2 protein-coding genes are annotated in these 18,593 nt (G+C 71.7%); both read right to left on the bottom strand.

The features are described from left to right. Positions 1 to 21: 21 nt before the first annotated feature. Positions 22 to 9,117 carry an SDR family NAD(P)-dependent oxidoreductase gene (locus tag ACFT9I_RS14300; RefSeq protein ID WP_382564015.1) on the bottom strand — a complete coding sequence of 3,032 codons (9,096 nt, stop codon included), beginning with the start codon at positions 9,115 to 9,117 and terminating at the stop codon, positions 22 to 24. After that, complete coding sequence (locus ACFT9I_RS14295) at positions 9,114 to 18,593, bottom strand: amino acid adenylation domain-containing protein (RefSeq protein ID WP_382564014.1); 9,480 nt, start codon at positions 18,591 to 18,593, stop codon at positions 9,114 to 9,116. Before ACFT9I_RS14295 ends, ACFT9I_RS14300 begins: the two co-directional genes overlap by 4 nt.

Genomic DNA, 18,593 nt, shown 5'->3' with positions numbered 1-18,593 from the left:
TCCTTTCGTTCGGCTCTCGGGTCATGCCTGTCCCCGTCCCCGGTGTCCGTCGTGCACGAGCAGAGGACGTAGCAAGGCGCTCAGAGCGGAGGCGGAGGTGGGTACGGACTCGTGGTCGTGCTCGTGCTCGTTCTCATGCGTGGGCGTGGGTGTGGGCGTGGGCGGATGGTGTGGGGTCGTCGCCTCATGGGTGGCGAGGTCCGCCGCGATCTCGTCGGCCGTACGCGCCCGCATCAGCAGCGACGGATCGACGGTTCGATCACTGCGCTGCTCAAGGGCCGTGGTCAGCTCGGCGATCACCAGAGAGTCCAGGCCGAGTGTCTGGAGCGGACGGTCTCCCGGGTCCTCCCCGAGCACTTGGACGAAGGCGTCCCGGACCCGTGCGCGCATCCCCACGACGTCACCCCCGGTCCGCACCGGCGACGGCACGGAGTCGGCGGGCACGGCGGGCACGGCAGGCACGGCCGACTCCGCGGTCTTCGGCGGGGTCTTCGGCGGGGTCGCGGGAGCGCTTCCCGGGAAGATCACGGCGCCACCCGACCGCAGGTGGTCGAAGAAGGCGTCCAGCGCCTGATCGGCGCTGACCGAGTACGCGGCGGAGAAGGACTCGTCCGCCCGCATGCCGATGCCCGTCCAGTTCGGCCACGCGTGTGCGGTGACCGTGGTGACGGCGTCGTTCTCCCGCTCGGCCAGGGCCAGTTGGTAGGCGTTGGCGAGGCTGTAGTCGACCAGGCCCCGGCCGGCCGATGCCTGCGTGCCCGCGATCGAGGACACCAGGACGGTGAAGTCGGCGCCCTGTTCCTTGGCCAGCCGTACGACGTTGAGCGAGCCGGGAACCTTGGGCGCGAGCACCTTCTCGGCGTCACCCCATGCCCGGCGGTGCATCGCCCCGAACGGGTTGACCCCGCCGGAGGAGTGCACTACGCCGACCAGTCGACCCCAGCGCCGGCCGAACTGCCCGGCCACGGCGGCGAGCGCCGCCGGGTCGGACACATCGCAGGCCAGATACTCGACCTCGGCGCGCCTCGCCAGCTCCCGCAGCGGGGCGGAGGTCGCGGCATCGACGACCGACCGGCCGATGATGCCGATACGCCTGGCTCCCCGGTCGATCAGCCGTTCGGTCAGCCGCAGCCCTACGGCGCCCAGTCCTCCGGTGACCAGGTAGTACCCGGAGGCGGGCAGGGCGTACGACGGGCCGGCCGGCGCGGGCACCGGTTCCGGGGTGTACCTGACGCCTCGCCGGTAGACGGCGACCACCGTGCCGGAGTCGGCCCCGGCCGACGGGCCGGCGCTCAGGGCGGCGTACTCGGCCGCCAGGCGGACGGCCTGCACCTCGGCGGGGTCGGCCGGGTCCAGATGGACAACCGAGATGGGCTTACGGTTCTCCGCTCCGGCGGCCCGTACGGCCATGGCCATGGCAGCCCGCTCGGGCGACAGGTCGCCACGCTCGTCGGGATGTACGGCCACATCGTGGAATCCGGCCCAGAGCAGTTTCCCGTGCGCGGGCAGCGCCTTCATCAGGCCGCCCAACTCGGCCCAGAACTCGCTCAGTTCGAGGGGCCGGCCGACCTGGCTCCGCCGACTGCCCGGGGCGTCGACCACGATGGTCGCGTCCGACTGTCGACCGGGCTCGACGACGGTCACGCTCCGGTCCCGGAGGGCCGTGGTCAGCGCACGCCCGATCTCGGGGTCGGCGGCGACCACGCGTACCGTGGCCGGGCCGGCCACGAGCGCGGGGGCCAGTTTCCTGGCGCGCCACTCGATACGTACCGCCTCACTCCCGGACGGTGCCGGACCCGGCACGACCGTGGGACCCGGCACGACCGTGGGGTCGGGGTCGGTGGTGCGCCAGTATGACCCTCGCGCGAACGGATAGGTGGGGAGGTCCGAGACGCGGGCGCCCTTGGCGGAGAGCGCGGCCCAGTCGGTGTGCGCGTACCCCGACCTGACCAGATCCACGACGTCGGCGGCCCGGGGCGCCGCCTCTTCGGCCGTCAGGTCGATGTCGACGCGCGCCACCGGGGTGTTCCCGGCGGCGACGGAGCGCAGTGCGGCGGCGAGTTCGGCGGAGTCACGTCCACGCACCGCGGTCTGGAACTCCAGTGGGGAGCGGCCGGTGTTGGCGGTGTGGCAGAGGTCGGCGGTCTCCCAGGCGTCGCGGGCTGTGTCGAACCGATCGGCGTAGGTGTCGGCGAGGGTTCGCAGTGCGGTCTCGTCGGCGGCGCTGACCCGTACGACATGCGAGTCCTGCGCGGGTGTGCCCCGCGTACGCAGCAACGGCGGTTCTTCCACGATCACATGGGCGTTCACGCCGCCCATGCCGAACGCACTGACCGCCCCACGCCGTGGCACCCCGTTCCGGGGCCACTCCACCGCGCGGTCAGCCAGATAAAACGGCGTGTCCTCGAACCGGATGTGGTCATTCGGCCGCACCACATGCAACGACGGCGGAACGATCTCGTGTTCCATGGCCAGGAGGACCTTGACCAGTCCGGCCAACCCGGCCGCCGGTTCCAGATGACCCACATTCCCCTTCAGCGAACCGATCGCACAGAACTGCGACCTGTCCGTCACCCCACGCCACGCACGCGTCAGCCCCTCCACCTCGATCGGATCACCCAGACTCGTCCCCGTCCCATGAGCCTCCACCAACCCGATCGACTCGACCGACACCCCCGCATCCCCCAACGCCGCAGACACAACCTCCTGCTGCGCCGCACTGCTCGGCACCGTCAACCCACTCGTACGACCACCATGGTTGACCGCACTCCCCCGAATCACACCCCGCACCCGGTCACCGTCACGCAACGCAGCACCCAACGGCTTCACCACCACCGTCACCACACCCTCCCCCGGCACAAACCCATCCGCCCCCGCATCAAACGGCCGGGATGTGCCCGAGGGAGAGAGCGCGCGCAGGTTCTTCATCGCGACGTAGTGCAGGGGTGACAGAGCGACCCGGACGCCGGCGACGATGGCCTGCTCGCACTCGCCGTCGCGGATGCTGCGCACCGCCGTATGCAACGCCACCAACGACGACGAACACAACGTGTCGATCGTCATGCTCGGCCCATGCAGATCCAGGAAGTAACTCACCCGGTTGGCCAGGAATGCGTTGTGGTTGCCCAGGCCGCTGGGCGCGTCCAGCTCCGGCTCGATGTTGTAGTCCTTGTAGTGCTGATAGCTGGCGCCCACGAACACACCGGTGGACGGGGACAGTTGGCGCGGTGGGAGGCCGGCCGACTCCAGTGCTTCCCAGGTCGAGCGGAGCAGCCAGCGGGCCTGGGGGTCGAGCACTTCGGCCTGTTTGGGGAAGAAGTCGAAGAACCGGGCGTCGAACTCCTCGACGTTGTCGAGGAATCCGCCGACATCGGGCTCGTGTCCGTTGGCGTACCGGCCCCAGCGGTGGGCCGGCGCCGGACGGATCTCCTGGCCCGAGTCGGCGAGCAGCGACCAGAGCCGTTCCGGGTCCGGGGCGCCGGGGAGCGCCAGGGCCAGCCCGATGACGGCGATGTCCTGTTCCCGGTCGCCAGCGGTGCTGCCGGGAGCCGGCTCCCGGACTGTGGCTGTATCGCGGGGGGTCGCCGTATCACGGACCGTGGCCGGGGCGAACACGCCTTCGTCGTCGGCCAGTTCGGCGACATGCGCGGCGAGGGTGCGGCAGTCCGCGGTGTCCAGGACGTCCGTCGGGCTCAACTTCACCCCGTACGCCGCCTCGACGTCGGCCGCGATGGCGGTGGCCAGCATGGAGTCAAGACCCACCGTGGACAGCGAGGTGGTCGCCGTGACACCGGGGGCGCGGAGCACGTCCCGTACCACCGCGACGATCGCCGCCTCCGCCGCCGCGTCCCTCGGTGCGCGGCGGGTGGGAGGAGCGGATGGTGCGGTGTCGTTCGCGGCCACGGTCCGGTACTCGATGTCGTCCAGCCGGACCAACACCCGGCCGTCGGCGGCGAGCAGGGACGCGTCGCCGCGCCGCGTGCCGTCGCTGTCGGGCTCGGCGCCTTCGAGCAGTACGAACTCCGCCCGCGCCGCGTCCGCCCAGCGCACCGCCCGGCCGATGGAGACCGGCAGATAGGTGGCCGACGGTGCCGCGGGATCCGCCAACGTGAGTACGGCCATGGCCTGGAGAGCGGCGTCGAGTGCCACCGCCTCGGCCTCCAGGGTGCTGCCTACCGGCACGTCGATCCGCGCGAGTACCCGGCCGGACCCGTAGTGCACCTCGGCTACGGACCGCAGCGGCGCGGTGAGTTCCATGCCTTTCGCCGCGAACCAGGCGTAGAGGCCTGCCGGTTCCAGCGTCCGGTCGAGGACGGCCCGCAGGGTGTCGAGGTCCACGGCGGCGGGCGGCGTGGCCGGGGGTTCGGTGGTGGTGAGCCGGGCGATGACCCGGTCGGCGTGCCGGAAGAAGGCCGGTCCGGTACGGGTGGGGTCGTCCAGATCGCTCGTGAGGGGATGGTCTCCGGTCCCCCGACCGGTGAAGGTGATCTGCCGCAGGGCACCGCTCGTCAGCAGACCGAGGGCCACCGGCAGTGCTCCGGGTACGGTCTCCTCGCCCAGGACACGGTGGGCGCGCGAGAGTCGCCGTACGACTTCGGTCGTGTCCGGTGCGTTCCGTGTGGCCCGGGTCGGCGTCGCGGCGGGCGTCGCGACTTCCTCGGATCGTGGGCCGAACGGATAGGGCGGGAGGGCAGCTCGGCCCGCCGGCCGCCCGGGGTACACCGTGGTCCAGTCAACGGTGCCGCCGCCGACGTAGCGGAAGGCCGGGCCGCTGAGCCCGGTCGACGCGCTGTCCAGCACTCTTCCGCCGCGTACGACAGTGCCGGGCGCCCGGTCCGCCAGGCGCAGCGCCTCGGCCAGCCCGGCGCTCAGCTCGTCGGTCGTGGCTCCCAGGACCGCGACCCGGTACGCCTGGTGGTCGCGTCCGACGGCGCTGGAACGGCACAGGGCGCTCAGGCTCGGCGCGTTCTCCTGCCGCAGGAGTGACCGGACGTCCGCCATGCGCCGGGTCAGGGTGTCCGGAGTGTGCGCGGACAGGACCAGCAGGTGCTCGTCCGGTACGGCGGCGGCGGCCGTACTGCTCTGCTCGCCGGACGCCTCGTGCCGGGACCCCCCGACGTACTCCTCCACGACGATGTGGGCGTTGGTCCCTCCCATGCCGAAGGAGCTGATTCCCGCCCGGCGCGGCCCGTCCGAGGTCCACGGCTGCGGCTCGACGGGGATCACGAACGGCCCGGCGGACAGGTCCAGATGGCTGCTGGGGGTCTCGAAACCGGCGACGGGCGGGATCTCCCCGTGCCGCAGGCACAGCAGGACCTTCACCAGGCCGGCGAGGCCCGCCGCGGGCTCCAGATGACCGATGTTGCCCTTCACGGTCCCGATGTGACACGGCTCGCCACGGTCCGGGTCACCGCCGAACACCTCGGTCAGCGCGGCGATCTCGATCGGGTCGCCGAGCCGGGTGGCCGTGCCGTGCGTCTCGATCAGGGAGACATCCGCCGGAGCCAGTCCGGCGTCGTCCAGCGCCGCCCGAACGACCGCGGCCTGGGCCTCGCTTCGGGGCACCGGGAGGGCGCTGCCTCGGCCCCCGTGGTTGACGGCCGTACCCCGGATGACGCCCCAGATCCGGTCGCCGTCCTGTTCGGCGTCCGCGAGCGGCTTCAGCATCACGGCCAACGTGCCTTCGCCGGGGAGGAATCCGTCGGCCCGCTCGTCGAAGGGCCTCGGCCGGGTGCCGGACAGGGCACCGAGCTGGCTCAGGCTGCGGTAGTACCACGGGGTCAGACCGACCTGGCAGGCCGCCACGATCGCCGCGCCGCAGTGTCCCGCGCGCAGCGCGGCGACCGCCTGCTGGATGGCGACGAGGGACGACGAGCACAGGGTGTCGACGGTCTGCGATGGGCCGGTCAGGTCGAGCGCGTACGAGATCCGGTTGGCCAGTACCGCGTTCATGGAGCCGAGCGCGGTGTGCGGTCCGACGGTCTCCAGCCCCTGCGCGTCGCGGTGATGGGTGTAGGTGGCGCCGACGAAGACGCCGATGTCGCGGCGGCCGGCGAGACCGCTGTCGTCCCGCACCGTCCAGGCGTGCTCCAGCAGCAGCTTCTGCTGTACGTCCATCTCGTCGGCCTCGCGTACGGAGATACCGAAGAAGGCCGGGTCGAAGCGGTCGATACCGGTGACGAAGGCACCGGTACGGCAGTAGGTGCCCGTCATACGGGGACCGCGTTCCTCGAAGTGGGCGTCGATGTCCCAGCGTTCGGCCGGCACCTCGGTGAACGCGTGACCGCCGGAGCGGAGCAGGGGCCACAGCTCCGTCACCCCGCCGACCGCGCCCGGGAGATCACCGGACACGGCGACGATCGCGACGTCCGCGTCGCGACCGGCCGCTGTGTGCCGTCGCGGGCGCGGGCGCGGGGGGTTCGGGGAGGGGGCCGGGGGCGAGGTTGGCGTCGGCTCAATGGTCTCGGCCGTTTCGCTGCTCCCGACGGTTGCAGGCTCGGCGGCCTCCGGCGCCGTGACCGCGACGGCCGCGCCGTAACGGCCGGTCAGGGCCTCGACGAGTTCGGCGAACTCGCCGTACTCCAGGAAGAGCGTCGCCGGAAGATGGATACCCCACTTGCCGGACAGGTCCTCCGACAGCTCAACGCTCATGATCGAGCTCATGCCGTAGTCCGACAGCGGGGTGTCGCGGTCGAAGGATGTGACGCCCAGTCGCTCCGCAAGGAAGCGCTCCAGCGCGTCCGCGACGTGCTCCCCGTCGCCCTCCCCCGTGGCGCCGGTGGCGTCCTGCTCGCTGGCAGGCGCGCCGAACTTCGGCCCGGCGTCTTCGAGTTGGGGTTCGAGTTCGACGACCACGTCGCCGGCGTCCGGGTGGGCGACGATCACCTGGTGGAGGCCATCCTCCGCCCCCAGTAGCGCAATCAGGGCGTCCAGGCCCTCCGCGGTGTCCAACGGCCGGACTCCGCGCCGCCGCAGCTGTTCCGCGACGGCCGTGCCCATGCCCACCTCGCCCCAGAGGCCCCAGTCGACGCTCAGCCACGGCGAGCCGTGCGCGTGCGCGAAAGCGTCGAGGTAGGCGTTGGCCGCGGCGTATCCGCCCTGGCCGAGGTTGCCGAACGTGCCGGAGACCGACGCGAACAGCACGGCGAAGTCCAGGTCGTGCCCGACCACGGCGGCGGCCAGCTCCCGAACGCCGTCGGCCTTCGGCCGCATCACCGCCGCGATGTCCTCGGCGGTGGCGCTGCGGATCAGTCCGTCCTTGAGCGTGCCGGCCGCGTGGACCACGCCGTGCAACTCGCCGAACTCCGCACGGAAGCGCTCCACCACGGCCGCCAGGGCGCCGGGGGTGGTCACGTCCGCGCTGTAGGACACGACCTCGCATCCCCGCGCGCCGATCGCGGCCGTCCGGTCGTGGTCGGCACCGGCCGCTCCGGAACGGCTGACCAGCGCGACGACTCCGGCGCCCTCCCGTGCGAACCGGTCGGCGACCTCCAGGCCGAGCCCGCCGTGTCCACCGAGGACGAGGTAGCGGCCGCCCTGCCTGATGGGCCCATTCCCGCCATGAACCGGGGCGTACGCCGACCGGTCGCGCACCCGGACGGGTACGTGGCGCACTCCCTGCCGATAGCCGACTTCGGTCGGGCCGCCGGCGGCGCCGAGCTCCACCAGGACGGCGCGGAGCGTGTCGTCGGAGGGCTGGTCGATGTCGAGGAGGCGGGGGTGGAAGCCCGGGTACTCGATGGCGGCGGTGCGGACGAAACCCCAGAGGGCGGAGCGCGCGGGCACCGGCCGGTCGCCGTTCGCGACCGGCTGCCCGTCCCTGGTCACCAGGAAGAAGCGGGACTTGCGCTGCCGCTCGCCGAGGGTACGGAGGGCGGCCAGGCAGCCGTACAGGCCGAGGCGGAACTCCGCCTTCTCCCCCTCCTCCGCCGGAGCGCCGTCGTCGGGCGCGTCGTCGGCGTTCCAGAGGTGCACCACACCCGCGACCGGGTCCCCGACGTCCTCCCAGAGCCGCCGGAACGCCTCCTCGTCCGGCTGCGCGAGCATCAGCCGATCACGGTCGAGCGCCTGTGCCTGTGCCTGTGCCTGTGCGCCGGTCGGTCCGACGCCGACCTCCACCACGCGGGCTCCCTCGGCCCGGAGTTGCCGGGCGGCGCGCTCACCCAGGCTGCCCGTACCGCCGTTGTGCAGCACCACCCAGGTTCCGGTCGCCGTATCGTGCCGCTCGTCGGTCGCCGGCGCGGGCCGCCAGTCGATCCGGGTGATGGGCAGCATGGCGGCCCGCGGCGGGGCGGCCGGGGCGACGGGCGGTCGCGACATGGCGGCCGTGCGACGCATCCGCAGCCCCTCGAACTCCGCCACGACCTCGTCCGAGGGCCCGAGCAGTTGGGCGTCCGCAGTCGCGTACGCGCCGTCGACGCCGGTCCGGCGCACCAGGACGGTCACACCGGCAGACAGAACCGAGAGATCCGCGAGGACCGCGAACCGAGCGACGCCGATCGGCAGCATGGGATACGGGCCGACGTCTCCCGTGAGGTCCTGGAGCGCGCAGCTGACGACCTGGAACACGCCGTCCACCAGCAGCGGATGGGCGTACCAGGGCATGGGCTCGGCGTCGGACCGCAACGTGGCCCGCGCCACGCCGCCCTCTCCGACGGCGAGTTCCCTGACGGTACGGAAGTCGGGACCGTACTGCAGGCCCTCACGCGCCCAACTCTCGTACAGCCGCTCCGAAGTGATCGTCCGCGTGCCTGTCACCTGCCAGGCGGTATTGGCGAGTGGGGCCTGGACGGCGCCGGCGAGCAGTCGGCCGGTTCCGGTGGACAGCGGCTTGCGGTCACCGGCCACCACGGTGCTCAGCTCGAAGCGGATCTGCGGGCCGAAGGACACGTCGAGCCGGACCGGCGCCGCCGCGTCGTCGGCGATGGTGAGGGGTCGCAGGAATGTCACATCGGTGAGCTCCAGCGGGGTGAACGGCCGACGTTGGGCGACCCCCACCATCGCCATCTCCAGCTGCACAGCGGCGGGCAGCAGCCCGGTACCCGCGGAGCGGTGCTGGGCGATGAAGGGCTCCTGGCCCGTGAACGTCTTCTCGTAGGTCTCGCCGGGGTACGTCACTGTCCCTCACTCCGGTGCTCGTAGTGACGGTCGAACAGCGGGTGGCTGAGGGTGCTCGTCCCAGTACCGCTGCGGCGAACGGGCGGCGCGGCCAGCTCCTGTCGGTTGAAGGGGTAGGTGGGGATGGTGGTGGTGCGCCGGCCCCTGCCCTCGTGCAGACCGGCCCAGTCGAGGTCGGTGCGGGTGTGGTTGTAGTGCTCGGCAACCGCCGCGTGTAGTTGAACCTGGTCGGTGCGGTCACGTCGCAACGTGCTCAGCCACACCGGCTGTTTCTCGCCCCACGACGCCTTGGCGAGCGAGGTCAGCTGAGGATGGGAACCGATCTCCCACACCGACCCCGCACCGAACTCGGCCAGCGCGGCAACAGCCTCGGAGAAACGCACCGGTTCACGAATGGCCCGCCCCCAGTAATCGGGGTCGGACGCCGTCTCGGCGGAATGCCACCCACCCGACACCGTCGACGCGAACCCGATCACCGGAGCCGACAACGACCTCCCCGCCACCGCCCCGGCGAACGGCGCCACCGCACCCTCCATCGCCGCCGAATGAAACGCATGACTCACCGTCAGCATCTGCGTCCGCAAACCCGACCCCTGACAGAAGCCGGCAACCGCATCCGCCGGGCCCGTGATTGTCACCGATCGACGCGCGTTGAACGCCGCGATCTCCACCCCGGGATGATCAGCAACAGCGGCGAGAACAGCTTCCGACTCCGCGTGCACCACCGCCATCGCACCCTCACCCGGCTGCGACTCCATCAACCGCCCACGCACCGCGGTCAACTCCAGCAGATTCCCCAGATCCAGCACGCCCGCCGCCCAGGCCGCCGTCAGCTCACCCAGACTGTGACCCACCACCACATCCGGACGCACCCCCACCGACTCCAACCACCGCACCAACGCCACCTGCACACTCACAATCGCCGGCTGCGCAAACCCCGTCCGATCCAACCGACCCGCAGGACCGTCACCGAACAACAACTCCCGCAACGGCACATCCACATGCCCGGCCAACAACCCCGCACACTCATCCAACGCCGCCCGAAACACCGGCTCGACCTCATACAGACCACGGCCCATACCCACATACTGCGAACCCTGACCCGTGAACATGAAGGCCGAAGGCTGTGCCTTGCCGCCCTTCCGGGACAGGGCACCGCGACCCGTTACTACTTCCTTCAGCCCGGCGGCGAGTGCACGGGCATCGGCACCCTGCACCGCCACCCCATAACGGTGCGCGGCGCGGCCGGTGTTGGCGGTGAAGGCGAAGTCTCCGACCTCGTCATCCGGAGTGTCGATCAGAGTTTCGGCGTAGGCGTCGGCGAGGGTGCGCAGCGCGGTCTCGTCCCCCGCACTGACCCGCACCACATACGACTCCTGCACCGACGACTCACGCACCGGCACCACAGGAGCTTCCTCCACAATCACATGGGCATTCACCCCACCCATACCGAACGCACTGACCGCCCCACGCCGCGGCACTCCGTTCCGGGGCCACTCCACCGCGCGGTCAGCCAGATAGAACGGCGTGTCCTCGAACCGGATGTGGTCATTCGGCCGCACCACATGCAACGACGGCGGAACCGTCTCGTGTTCCATGGCCAGGAGGACCTTGACCAGTCCGGCCAACCCGGCCGCCGGTTCCAGATGACCCACATTCCCCTTCAGCGAACCGATCGCACAGAACTGCGACCTGTCCGTCACCCCACGCCACGCACGCGTCAGCCCCTCCACCTCGATCGGATCACCCAGACTCGTCCCCGTCCCATGAGCCTCCACCAACCCGATCGACTCGACCGACACCCCCGCATCCCCCAACGCCGCAGACACAACCTCCTGCTGCGCCGCACTGCTCGGCACCGTCAACCCACTCGTACGACCACCATGGTTGACCGCACTCCCCCGAATCACACCCCGCACCCGGTCACCGTCACGCAACGCAGCACCCAACGGCTTCACCACCACCGTCACCACACCCTCCCCCGGCACAAACCCATCCGCCCCCGCATCAAACGGCCGCAGGGCATTGGAGGGAGAGAACGACCGGAGTCGTGCGCCCAGTTGGAAGTACTGCGGTGACATCGCCAGGTGCACACCGGCGACGATGGCCTGCTCGCACTCGCCGTCGCGGATGCTCCGTACCGCCGTATGCAACGCGACCAACGACGACGAACACAACGTGTCGATCGTCATGCTCGGCCCGTGCAGATCCAGGAAGTAACTCACCCGGTTGGCCAGGATCGCGTTGTGGTTGCCCAGGCCCGCCGCCGTCTGTACGACGTCCCCGACGACCATGTCGCGGTAGTGCTGGTAACTGGCGCCCACGAACACACCGGTGGACCGCTGGCCGCTTCCCGCCAGGCCCGCGTCTTCCATTGCCCGCCAGGCGGACTGGACGAGATGACGCTGCTGGGGGTCGATCCACTCCGCCTCCGCGGGCGACAGCCGGAAGAACCCGGCGTCGAAGTCGGTCAGCCCTTCGATGAAGCCGGCGCGTCTGAGGTAGACGGTGCCGGGCTTGCCCTCCGTGCCGTAGTACGAGTCGATGTCCCAGCGGGACGCGGGCACCTCGCTCAGGCAGTCCACGCCCTCCAGCAGTACCCGCCACAGCTCCTCGGTGTTCGCGGCGTTCGGGAACACCCCGTCGAAGCCGATGATGGCGATGTCGTGCAGGTCCGCGTCCGGATCCGCGTCGTCGCGCACCGGGGCAACAGGCGGCTCGACCACCCGCTCGATCACTTGCACCGGGGCCGGGACCTGGGGCGCGTCCAGCACCCGAACCGGCTCCGGAGCCGCTTCCGGCACCCGGTCCGGCTCCGGGACCGTGGCGGGCTCAGGGAGTTCCTCGGCGGGCGCCGCGGTGGCCCCGTACTCGTCCCTCAGCTCGGCGGCCAGGCGATCGACGGTGCCGACCTCCAGGACCAGCGTCACGGGTATGTCCACATCCAGCTTGGCCCGGATGTCCTGGGCCAATGAGACCGCGAGCATCGAATCGAGCCCCTGCTCCTGCAGGGGTCGGTCCGTCTCCAGGTCGTCGACGTCCAACTCCAGCGCGGCTGCCACCCATTGGGCCACGGCCGCGTCGAGCCCGCCGGCCGCCGGGCGGCCGGGGGACGGCACGGGACGGTGACCGTTGGACACGTACGCGGGGGTCCGTGCCGGGGTCGAGGTCGGCGACGAAGGCGTCGCGGCACGGTGGCCGCTCCGCGTGTCGCCTCCCGTGGCCTCCGACGGCGGCGCCTGCGAGAGCCGCTTCCAGGTGACCCCGCGGGCCTCCAGTACGGGTTCGTCGCCGTCGAGTATCACCAGGCTCGCGGTCAGCAGACCGGAGTCCGGCCCGGAGTCCCGGTCCCGCCGGGCGTACACCCGGGCGGTGTCCGGAAGAGGGCCGAGGACGGTGAGCCGTTCGATGGTGAACGGCACATACAGTCCCTGCGCGCCGCACGCGGCGAGCGCGATCTGGAAGGCGCCGTCGAGGAGCCGGGCGTCCACCGTGTCGGCCGTCCGCGCATCGGCGGTCCGCGCGTCGCCGCGCAGCACACCCGTCGCCTGACCGGGCGCGACGGACAGCGCGGATACGGTCCGGAAGCCGACGCCGTAGCTGAGTCCGGCGCGTTCGAACGCGTCGTACATCGCGTCGAGCGCGACGGCGGTGAAGCCGTCGGTGGTGGCCGCGGGGGCGAGTGTCGCCTGCTCGGGGCCGGTTACCTCGGCGGTGCAGACGAGGGCGCCGGTGCCGTCGCGGAAGGCGACCGTGGTGTTGTCGCGTTCGGCGGTGAGCGTTGCGGGGGCCTCGACAGCCGCCCGGAAGGTGAGGTCCCGCAGACCGAACCGATCCTGTCCGATCAGCTCGGCCACCTTGCCGGGGTACCCGGCGCCGGGCAGTGTCGGCTTGCCGAGCACCAGGTGTTCGGCGGCCTCCGGGTGCTGTGTCCACGTGCTCTTCGTACGGCCGGACGCGCCGTCGTGGACGGGCGTGTTCGGCTGCTCGGCGGGTTCCAGCCAGAGGTACTTCTCCGCGTGCGGCGCGGTCGGGAACCGTACGCCCGCCCGACTCCGCCGCCCGGCGGGCAGAGCCGCACCGGCGACGAACGCGCGGGCGGCCTCGGCGAGGGTCTCCCGGCTCGCCCCGGCGCCGATCGGCTCTGTGGCACCGATCGGCTCCGTGGCACCGGCCTCGGACGGCACCCCCACGCTGAGGGAACGGATGTCCGCGACCCCGGCCAGGAACAGCCGCAGCTTGTCCTCCAGTTGCTCGACGCTGTCCGCCACGCAGGCCAGCCGGTGTGCGGCGGCGGGCCGCCGTCGGCTCGCCTCGCTCAGCTCGTCCAGGGACGGGCAGTACGCGGAGCGCAGCATCAGCACGAGCCGGTGGGCCAGGGTACGCAGCGCCTCGTCCGATCCCGCGGAGAGGATCAGCAGCCGCGGACCGGGCTCCGTGCCGTCCGGTGCCGTACCGTCCGGTGCGCCGACTGGTCCCGCCTCGACCACCGCGTGGGCGTTCGCGCCGCCGAAGCCGAAGCTGCTGATTCCCGCGACGCGCGGGCCGCTGCCCCACGGCAGCAGCCGGTCGGCCACGAACAGCGGCGAGCGGTCGAAGTCGAAGGACTTGTTCGGGATGCTGAAGTTCAACGACGGCGGGATGTGTCCCGCTTGGAGCGCCAGGATTGTCTTGATCAGTCCGGCGATGCCCGCGGCGGGCTCCAGATGACCGATGTTGGTCTTCACCGAGCCCACCGCGACCGGCCGTCGGCCGGCCGGCTCGCCCAGGACCGCGTGCAGGGCTTCGAGTTCGATGAGGTCGCCCAGCTGCGTTCCGGTGCCGTGCGCCTCGACGTAGCCGATGTCGGCCGCCGTACGCCCGGAGCCGGCCAGCGCCTTCCGAAGCACCGCTTCCTGCGCCGGCCTGCTGGGTGCCGTGAGGAAACCGGCGCTGCCTCCTGTGTGGTTGACGGCGGTGCCTCGGATGACGGCGAGGACGGGGTCGCCGTCGCGTTCGGCGTCGGCGAGCCGCTTGAGGATGACGGCGCCGGTGCCCTCCCCTCGTACATAGCCGTCGGCGGCGTCGTCGAAGGTGCGGCACGTGCCCTGCGGGGAGAGCATCCCGTTGCGGGCGAACGAGCGTGACTTGGTCGGGGTGAGAACCAGGTTCGCGGCCCCCACCACGGCGGCGTCCACGTCGCCCGCCCGCAGATGCATGGCCGCTTGGTGCAGGGCGACGAGGGAGGAGGAGCAGGCCGTGTCGACGACGAAGCTCGGCCCCGACCAGTCGAAGACGTGCGACAGCCGGTTGGCGACCATGGAGGCGGCGGTGCCGGTCGCCACGTGCGGGTCGCGGTGCCCGATGCTCCGCGCCACGATCTCCGGGAAGTCGCTCGCGATGGAGCCGATGAAGACGCCGGTGGCGGCGCCGAGGGACGTGTGGTCGTGGCCGCAGCTCTCCAGAGCTTCGGCCGTGACGCTCAGCAAGGTCCGCTGCAGGGGGTCCATGCGGCGGGCCTCGCGGTCGGTCAGTCCGAAGCGGGCGGCGTCGAAGTACTCGACACCGTCCACCCAGGCCATCGGTACATCGTCGGCGGCTGCGGCTGCGGCGTCGGCTTCGGACCACAGGTGGGCCCAGCCGCGCTTCCCCTCCGGGGCTTGCCGGACGCTGGACACCCCGCCGACGAGGTTCTGCCAGAACTCGTCCGGCGTGGCGGCGCCGGGGAACCGGCACGCCATGCCGATGACGGCCAGGGCGCCGTCGTCGGCCGGCCGGGCGGGCTGCGCGGGCGCGGACTCCGCAGAGGTCGACAGCGCGGGGGCCGATATGGATGGGGTCGATACGTCGGAGACGGTCACCACAGACTCGTGGCCGGACTCGGACTCGGGCACGGGCTCGTGCTCATGCTCGGGCACGGCCGACGCCTGTACGGTGGCGGCCTCCTCGGTCTCCGGGGCGAGCAGCCGTACCACGCCCTCCGCACCCAGCAGCCGGGCCAGCTTCACCGGCGTACCGGTGGCGAAGATCGACGGTGTGGTGATGGTCGCACCCAGCTCACGGCCGAGTTGTACGGCGGCGAACGTGACGTTGGCCGAATCGCCGCCCAGGTCGAAGAAGTTGGCGTGCACGTCGAAGCCTGAGTGGCCCAGCGTGGCCGCGAACACCCCGGCGATCGACTCCGCCAGCGCCTCCACCGTCACGCCCACGGCCGACTCCGGAGCCACAGCCGACTCCGAAGGCTCCGAGGACTGCGAGGGCTGCGAGGACTCCGACGGTTCCACGGACTCCGCCTGCGTCGCGGCGGGTTCGGGCGCCGAGAGGAGGACGGTGTCCCTCGTCGGCACCGGCAGCGCGGCGCGCGCCACCTTGCCGTTGGCGGTCAACGGCAGGGCGTCGAGGGCGACATAGGCGTCGGGCACCATGTAGCGGGGCAGGGAGCTGCCGACGAACGCGTCGAGCAGGGACTTCGTCGGCGTACCGTCGCCCACCAGGTAGGCGGTCAGCCTCGGTTCGCCGCGTCCCTCGAACCGCGCCGCGACGACCACGGCGGCGGTGACGCCGTCGAACTTCTCCAGCACCCGCTCGATCTCCGCGGGCTCGATGCGGTTACCGCGCACCTTCACCTGGGCGTCGCCGCGCCCGAGCCATTCGATCGCGCCGTCCGCGTGCCGACGTACCTCGTCGCCGGTCCGGTAGAGCCGCAGACCGGTCACCGGGTGGACGATGAAGACGTCCCCCGTCAGATCCGGCCGGCCGGTGTAGCCCCGTGCGAGTCCGGTGCCGGAGAGATACAGCTCGCCGGTCGCCCCGGCCTCGCACGGCTCCAACTCTCCGTTCAGGACGTGGAGTTCCATGTTCGGCAGGGCTTCGCCCAACGGCAGGAACGAGCCCACGGAGGTGACCTGGTGGCACGAGGCCCAGATCGTCGCCTCGGTCGGGCCGTACAGGTTCCACAGGGCGCGGGCCGGTCCGTGCAGAGGCTCGGCAGTGGACGGCGGCAGGGCCTCGCCGCCGGAGAGCACGGTGAGTTCCGCGTGCGGAGTCCAGCCGGTGCCCAGCAGCAGGCGCCACAGACTCGGTGTCGCCTGAGCCACCGTCACATCAGCGGTGAGTTCGGCCAGTCGGGACGGGTCGGCCGCTGTCTCACGGGAGGCCAGTACCACCGTCGCGCCGACCGTCAGCCCGAGGAGCAGCTCCAGCAGGGAGATGTCGAAGGCCACGGTGGTGTGTGCGAGCACGGTGTCGTCGGGCGAGACGCCCAGGCGCTCACCGATTCCGGTGAGGAAGTTGGCCAGTGCCCCGTGTTCGACCTCCACGCCCTTCGGGTCGCCGGTCGATCCGCTGGTGAAGAGGAGGTAGGCCAGATCGGAGGCGGCGACCTGGGGCGGCACCGCCTGCGCCGAGCCGTCCGGCATGGGCACGCTACGCGCGTCACCGAGCGAAGAACCCAGCTCATGCGTACGGGAGTCGGTGAGGATCAGGTCGCACCGCGAGACCTCCACGTACCGCCGCAGCCGCTCCACCGGGTATCCCGGGTCCAGAGGCAGGAAGGCCGCCCCGGCGCGCAGGATGCCGAGCATGGCCGGGAGCAGCGGGAGGTCCCGCTCCATCAGTACGCCGACCACCGAACCGGACTCGATGCCCTGGTCGTGCAGGCGGGCGGCGACGGCGTCGGCCCAGGCGTCCAGGCCGGCGTAGTCCAGCGTGCGGGCGCCGCTGCGGACAGCGGTCGCTTGCGGCCGGTCGGCCACCGTGGCCGCGAACAGGTCCAGTACCGTCACGGCCGCCGCCGGGGTGGCGGAGGTGTCGTCCGGCCGCACCGTGAGCGGCTCCGGGGACGCCCCATCGGACGGTGCCTCGGGCTCTGCCGCGACGTGAGGCTCGGGGTCGGGCCGTGGCTCGGAGTGGGGCTCCGGGTGCGGCTCCTCGCCGTGGAGCAGGGCCGTCAGGACCAGGTCCTCGACCTGCTCCGTGAACTCCAGCGCCTCCTCCTCCCCCATCGCGGTCTCGCGTACGAACACGGTGGGCGGACCGTCCCGCAGGCACAGCAGAGCGATCTCGGTGTGCGGTTCGGCGGACGCCTCCTCCCCCGCGTCCCGGTCCAGCACCATGACGGCGGTGAAGCTCGGCTCGTCGGAACCGAGCGGGCGACCGGCCAGGCCGAGCCGGAGTTCGAGGTCGCCGGCGTAGCCCTGGTGTGCGGCAGCTTCGTCCAGCTTCTCCTGCAGGGACCGGGAGGTGTCGCCGTCGAACCGTACGGGGAATCGCGTGGCGGCGATGCCATGGGTCTGCTCGGCGAGGACCCGCGCGGCCGCCGGTGACCAGGCGAAGTCGAAGGTCCGCTCGCCGGTGCGCTCGGCCACGACGGTGAGGAAGGCGCGGACGACCGCGACGGCCTCCTCCCGTGAGCCGGGGGTGAGGGCCAGTTCGTAGCGGCCGTAGTGGGCCCCCGCGGCGGAGAAGTCGTCGGCGGCCAGCGGGGCGGGGCGCAGCCTCTCCAGTCGTGCGCGCCACCACGGTTCGTGTACCCGTAGCGTCTTCTGGGCGGCGGCGATGTCCGCCAGCCGCTCCGCCGAGACGGCGGGCAGCGGCGAGCCCGGCGTGATGCCGAGCCGCTGCGCGGCGGCCTGGCCGCTCAGGGCGCTGCCGTCGACGGCGGTGCAGTCGCTCAGTACGAGGTCGGCGTCCGGGGCGGCCAGGGTGATGGCCGATGTGGTCACGGACAGCACGGTGGTCTCGGTACGGGGGTCCTCGCGCGGGATCAGTCTGACCTGCCGGGTGAAGACCGCGCCCCGCTCGGTGACGAGGGTCGGTACTCCGAGCGGGTTCGGGAAGGAGCCGTAGTCCAGGGCCTTGGAGATCCGGACGGCCTCGACGGCGGTGGTGCCAGCGTGGATGACGCCGCCGGACGCCATGCGGGCGGACCGTCGGTAGAACCGTCGCTCGCGGTCGCTCGTGTCGACCGGCTCGGGCAGGGTTCGCGCCACCACGTGGGGTACGAGATCGGCGAAGAGGTCGATGCCCACCTCGGCCGTCTCGTACGTCAGCGACAGGGCGGTGGAGTGGTCGCGTACCGGGAACCAGCGTTCCAGCAGCACACCGCCGGCGTCCACGGCCTCCGTCATCCGATGCCAGGTCGCCGCGTGCCGGGACGCGCCCTCGTAGAGCGCCCAAGCGGGAACGTGGCTGCCGGAGTAGCGGGGCAGCGGCCCGTCGTGGAAGTTGATCGCGGCCGTTGTCGGCAGGGCGAGGACGTCGGCGGGCAGGATCCGGAAGTTGACCATGCTGAACAGGTAGTCGAACGGCTGCGCCGAGAGCGTCGCCCGCAGATCGCCGTGCGGGTCGAGCACGGGGATCTTGTGCGTGTCCGCCCAGGCCGCCACGGCGGGGTCGTCGCTGAAGACTCCCTCGATCCGTACGCCCGCGTCGAGGAGTTGTGTGGCGCACTGGGTGAGGACCCGGGTGCCGCCGATGACGAAGCAGTTGGCTGGCAT

The organism is Streptomyces sp. NPDC057137 (assembly GCF_042670825.1).
GTDB lineage: Bacteria > Actinomycetota > Actinomycetes > Streptomycetales > Streptomycetaceae > Streptomyces.
Note: the sequence above shows the minus strand (reverse complement) of the source record. Positions and strands in the feature narration are given on the sequence as shown.

Bases quoted from the DNA above. Each gene is read 5' to 3' on its own strand.
- ACFT9I_RS14295 (WP_382564014.1), bottom strand. From the start codon at position 18,593: ATGCCAGCCAACTGCTTCGTCATCGGCGGCACCCGGGTCCTCACCCAG.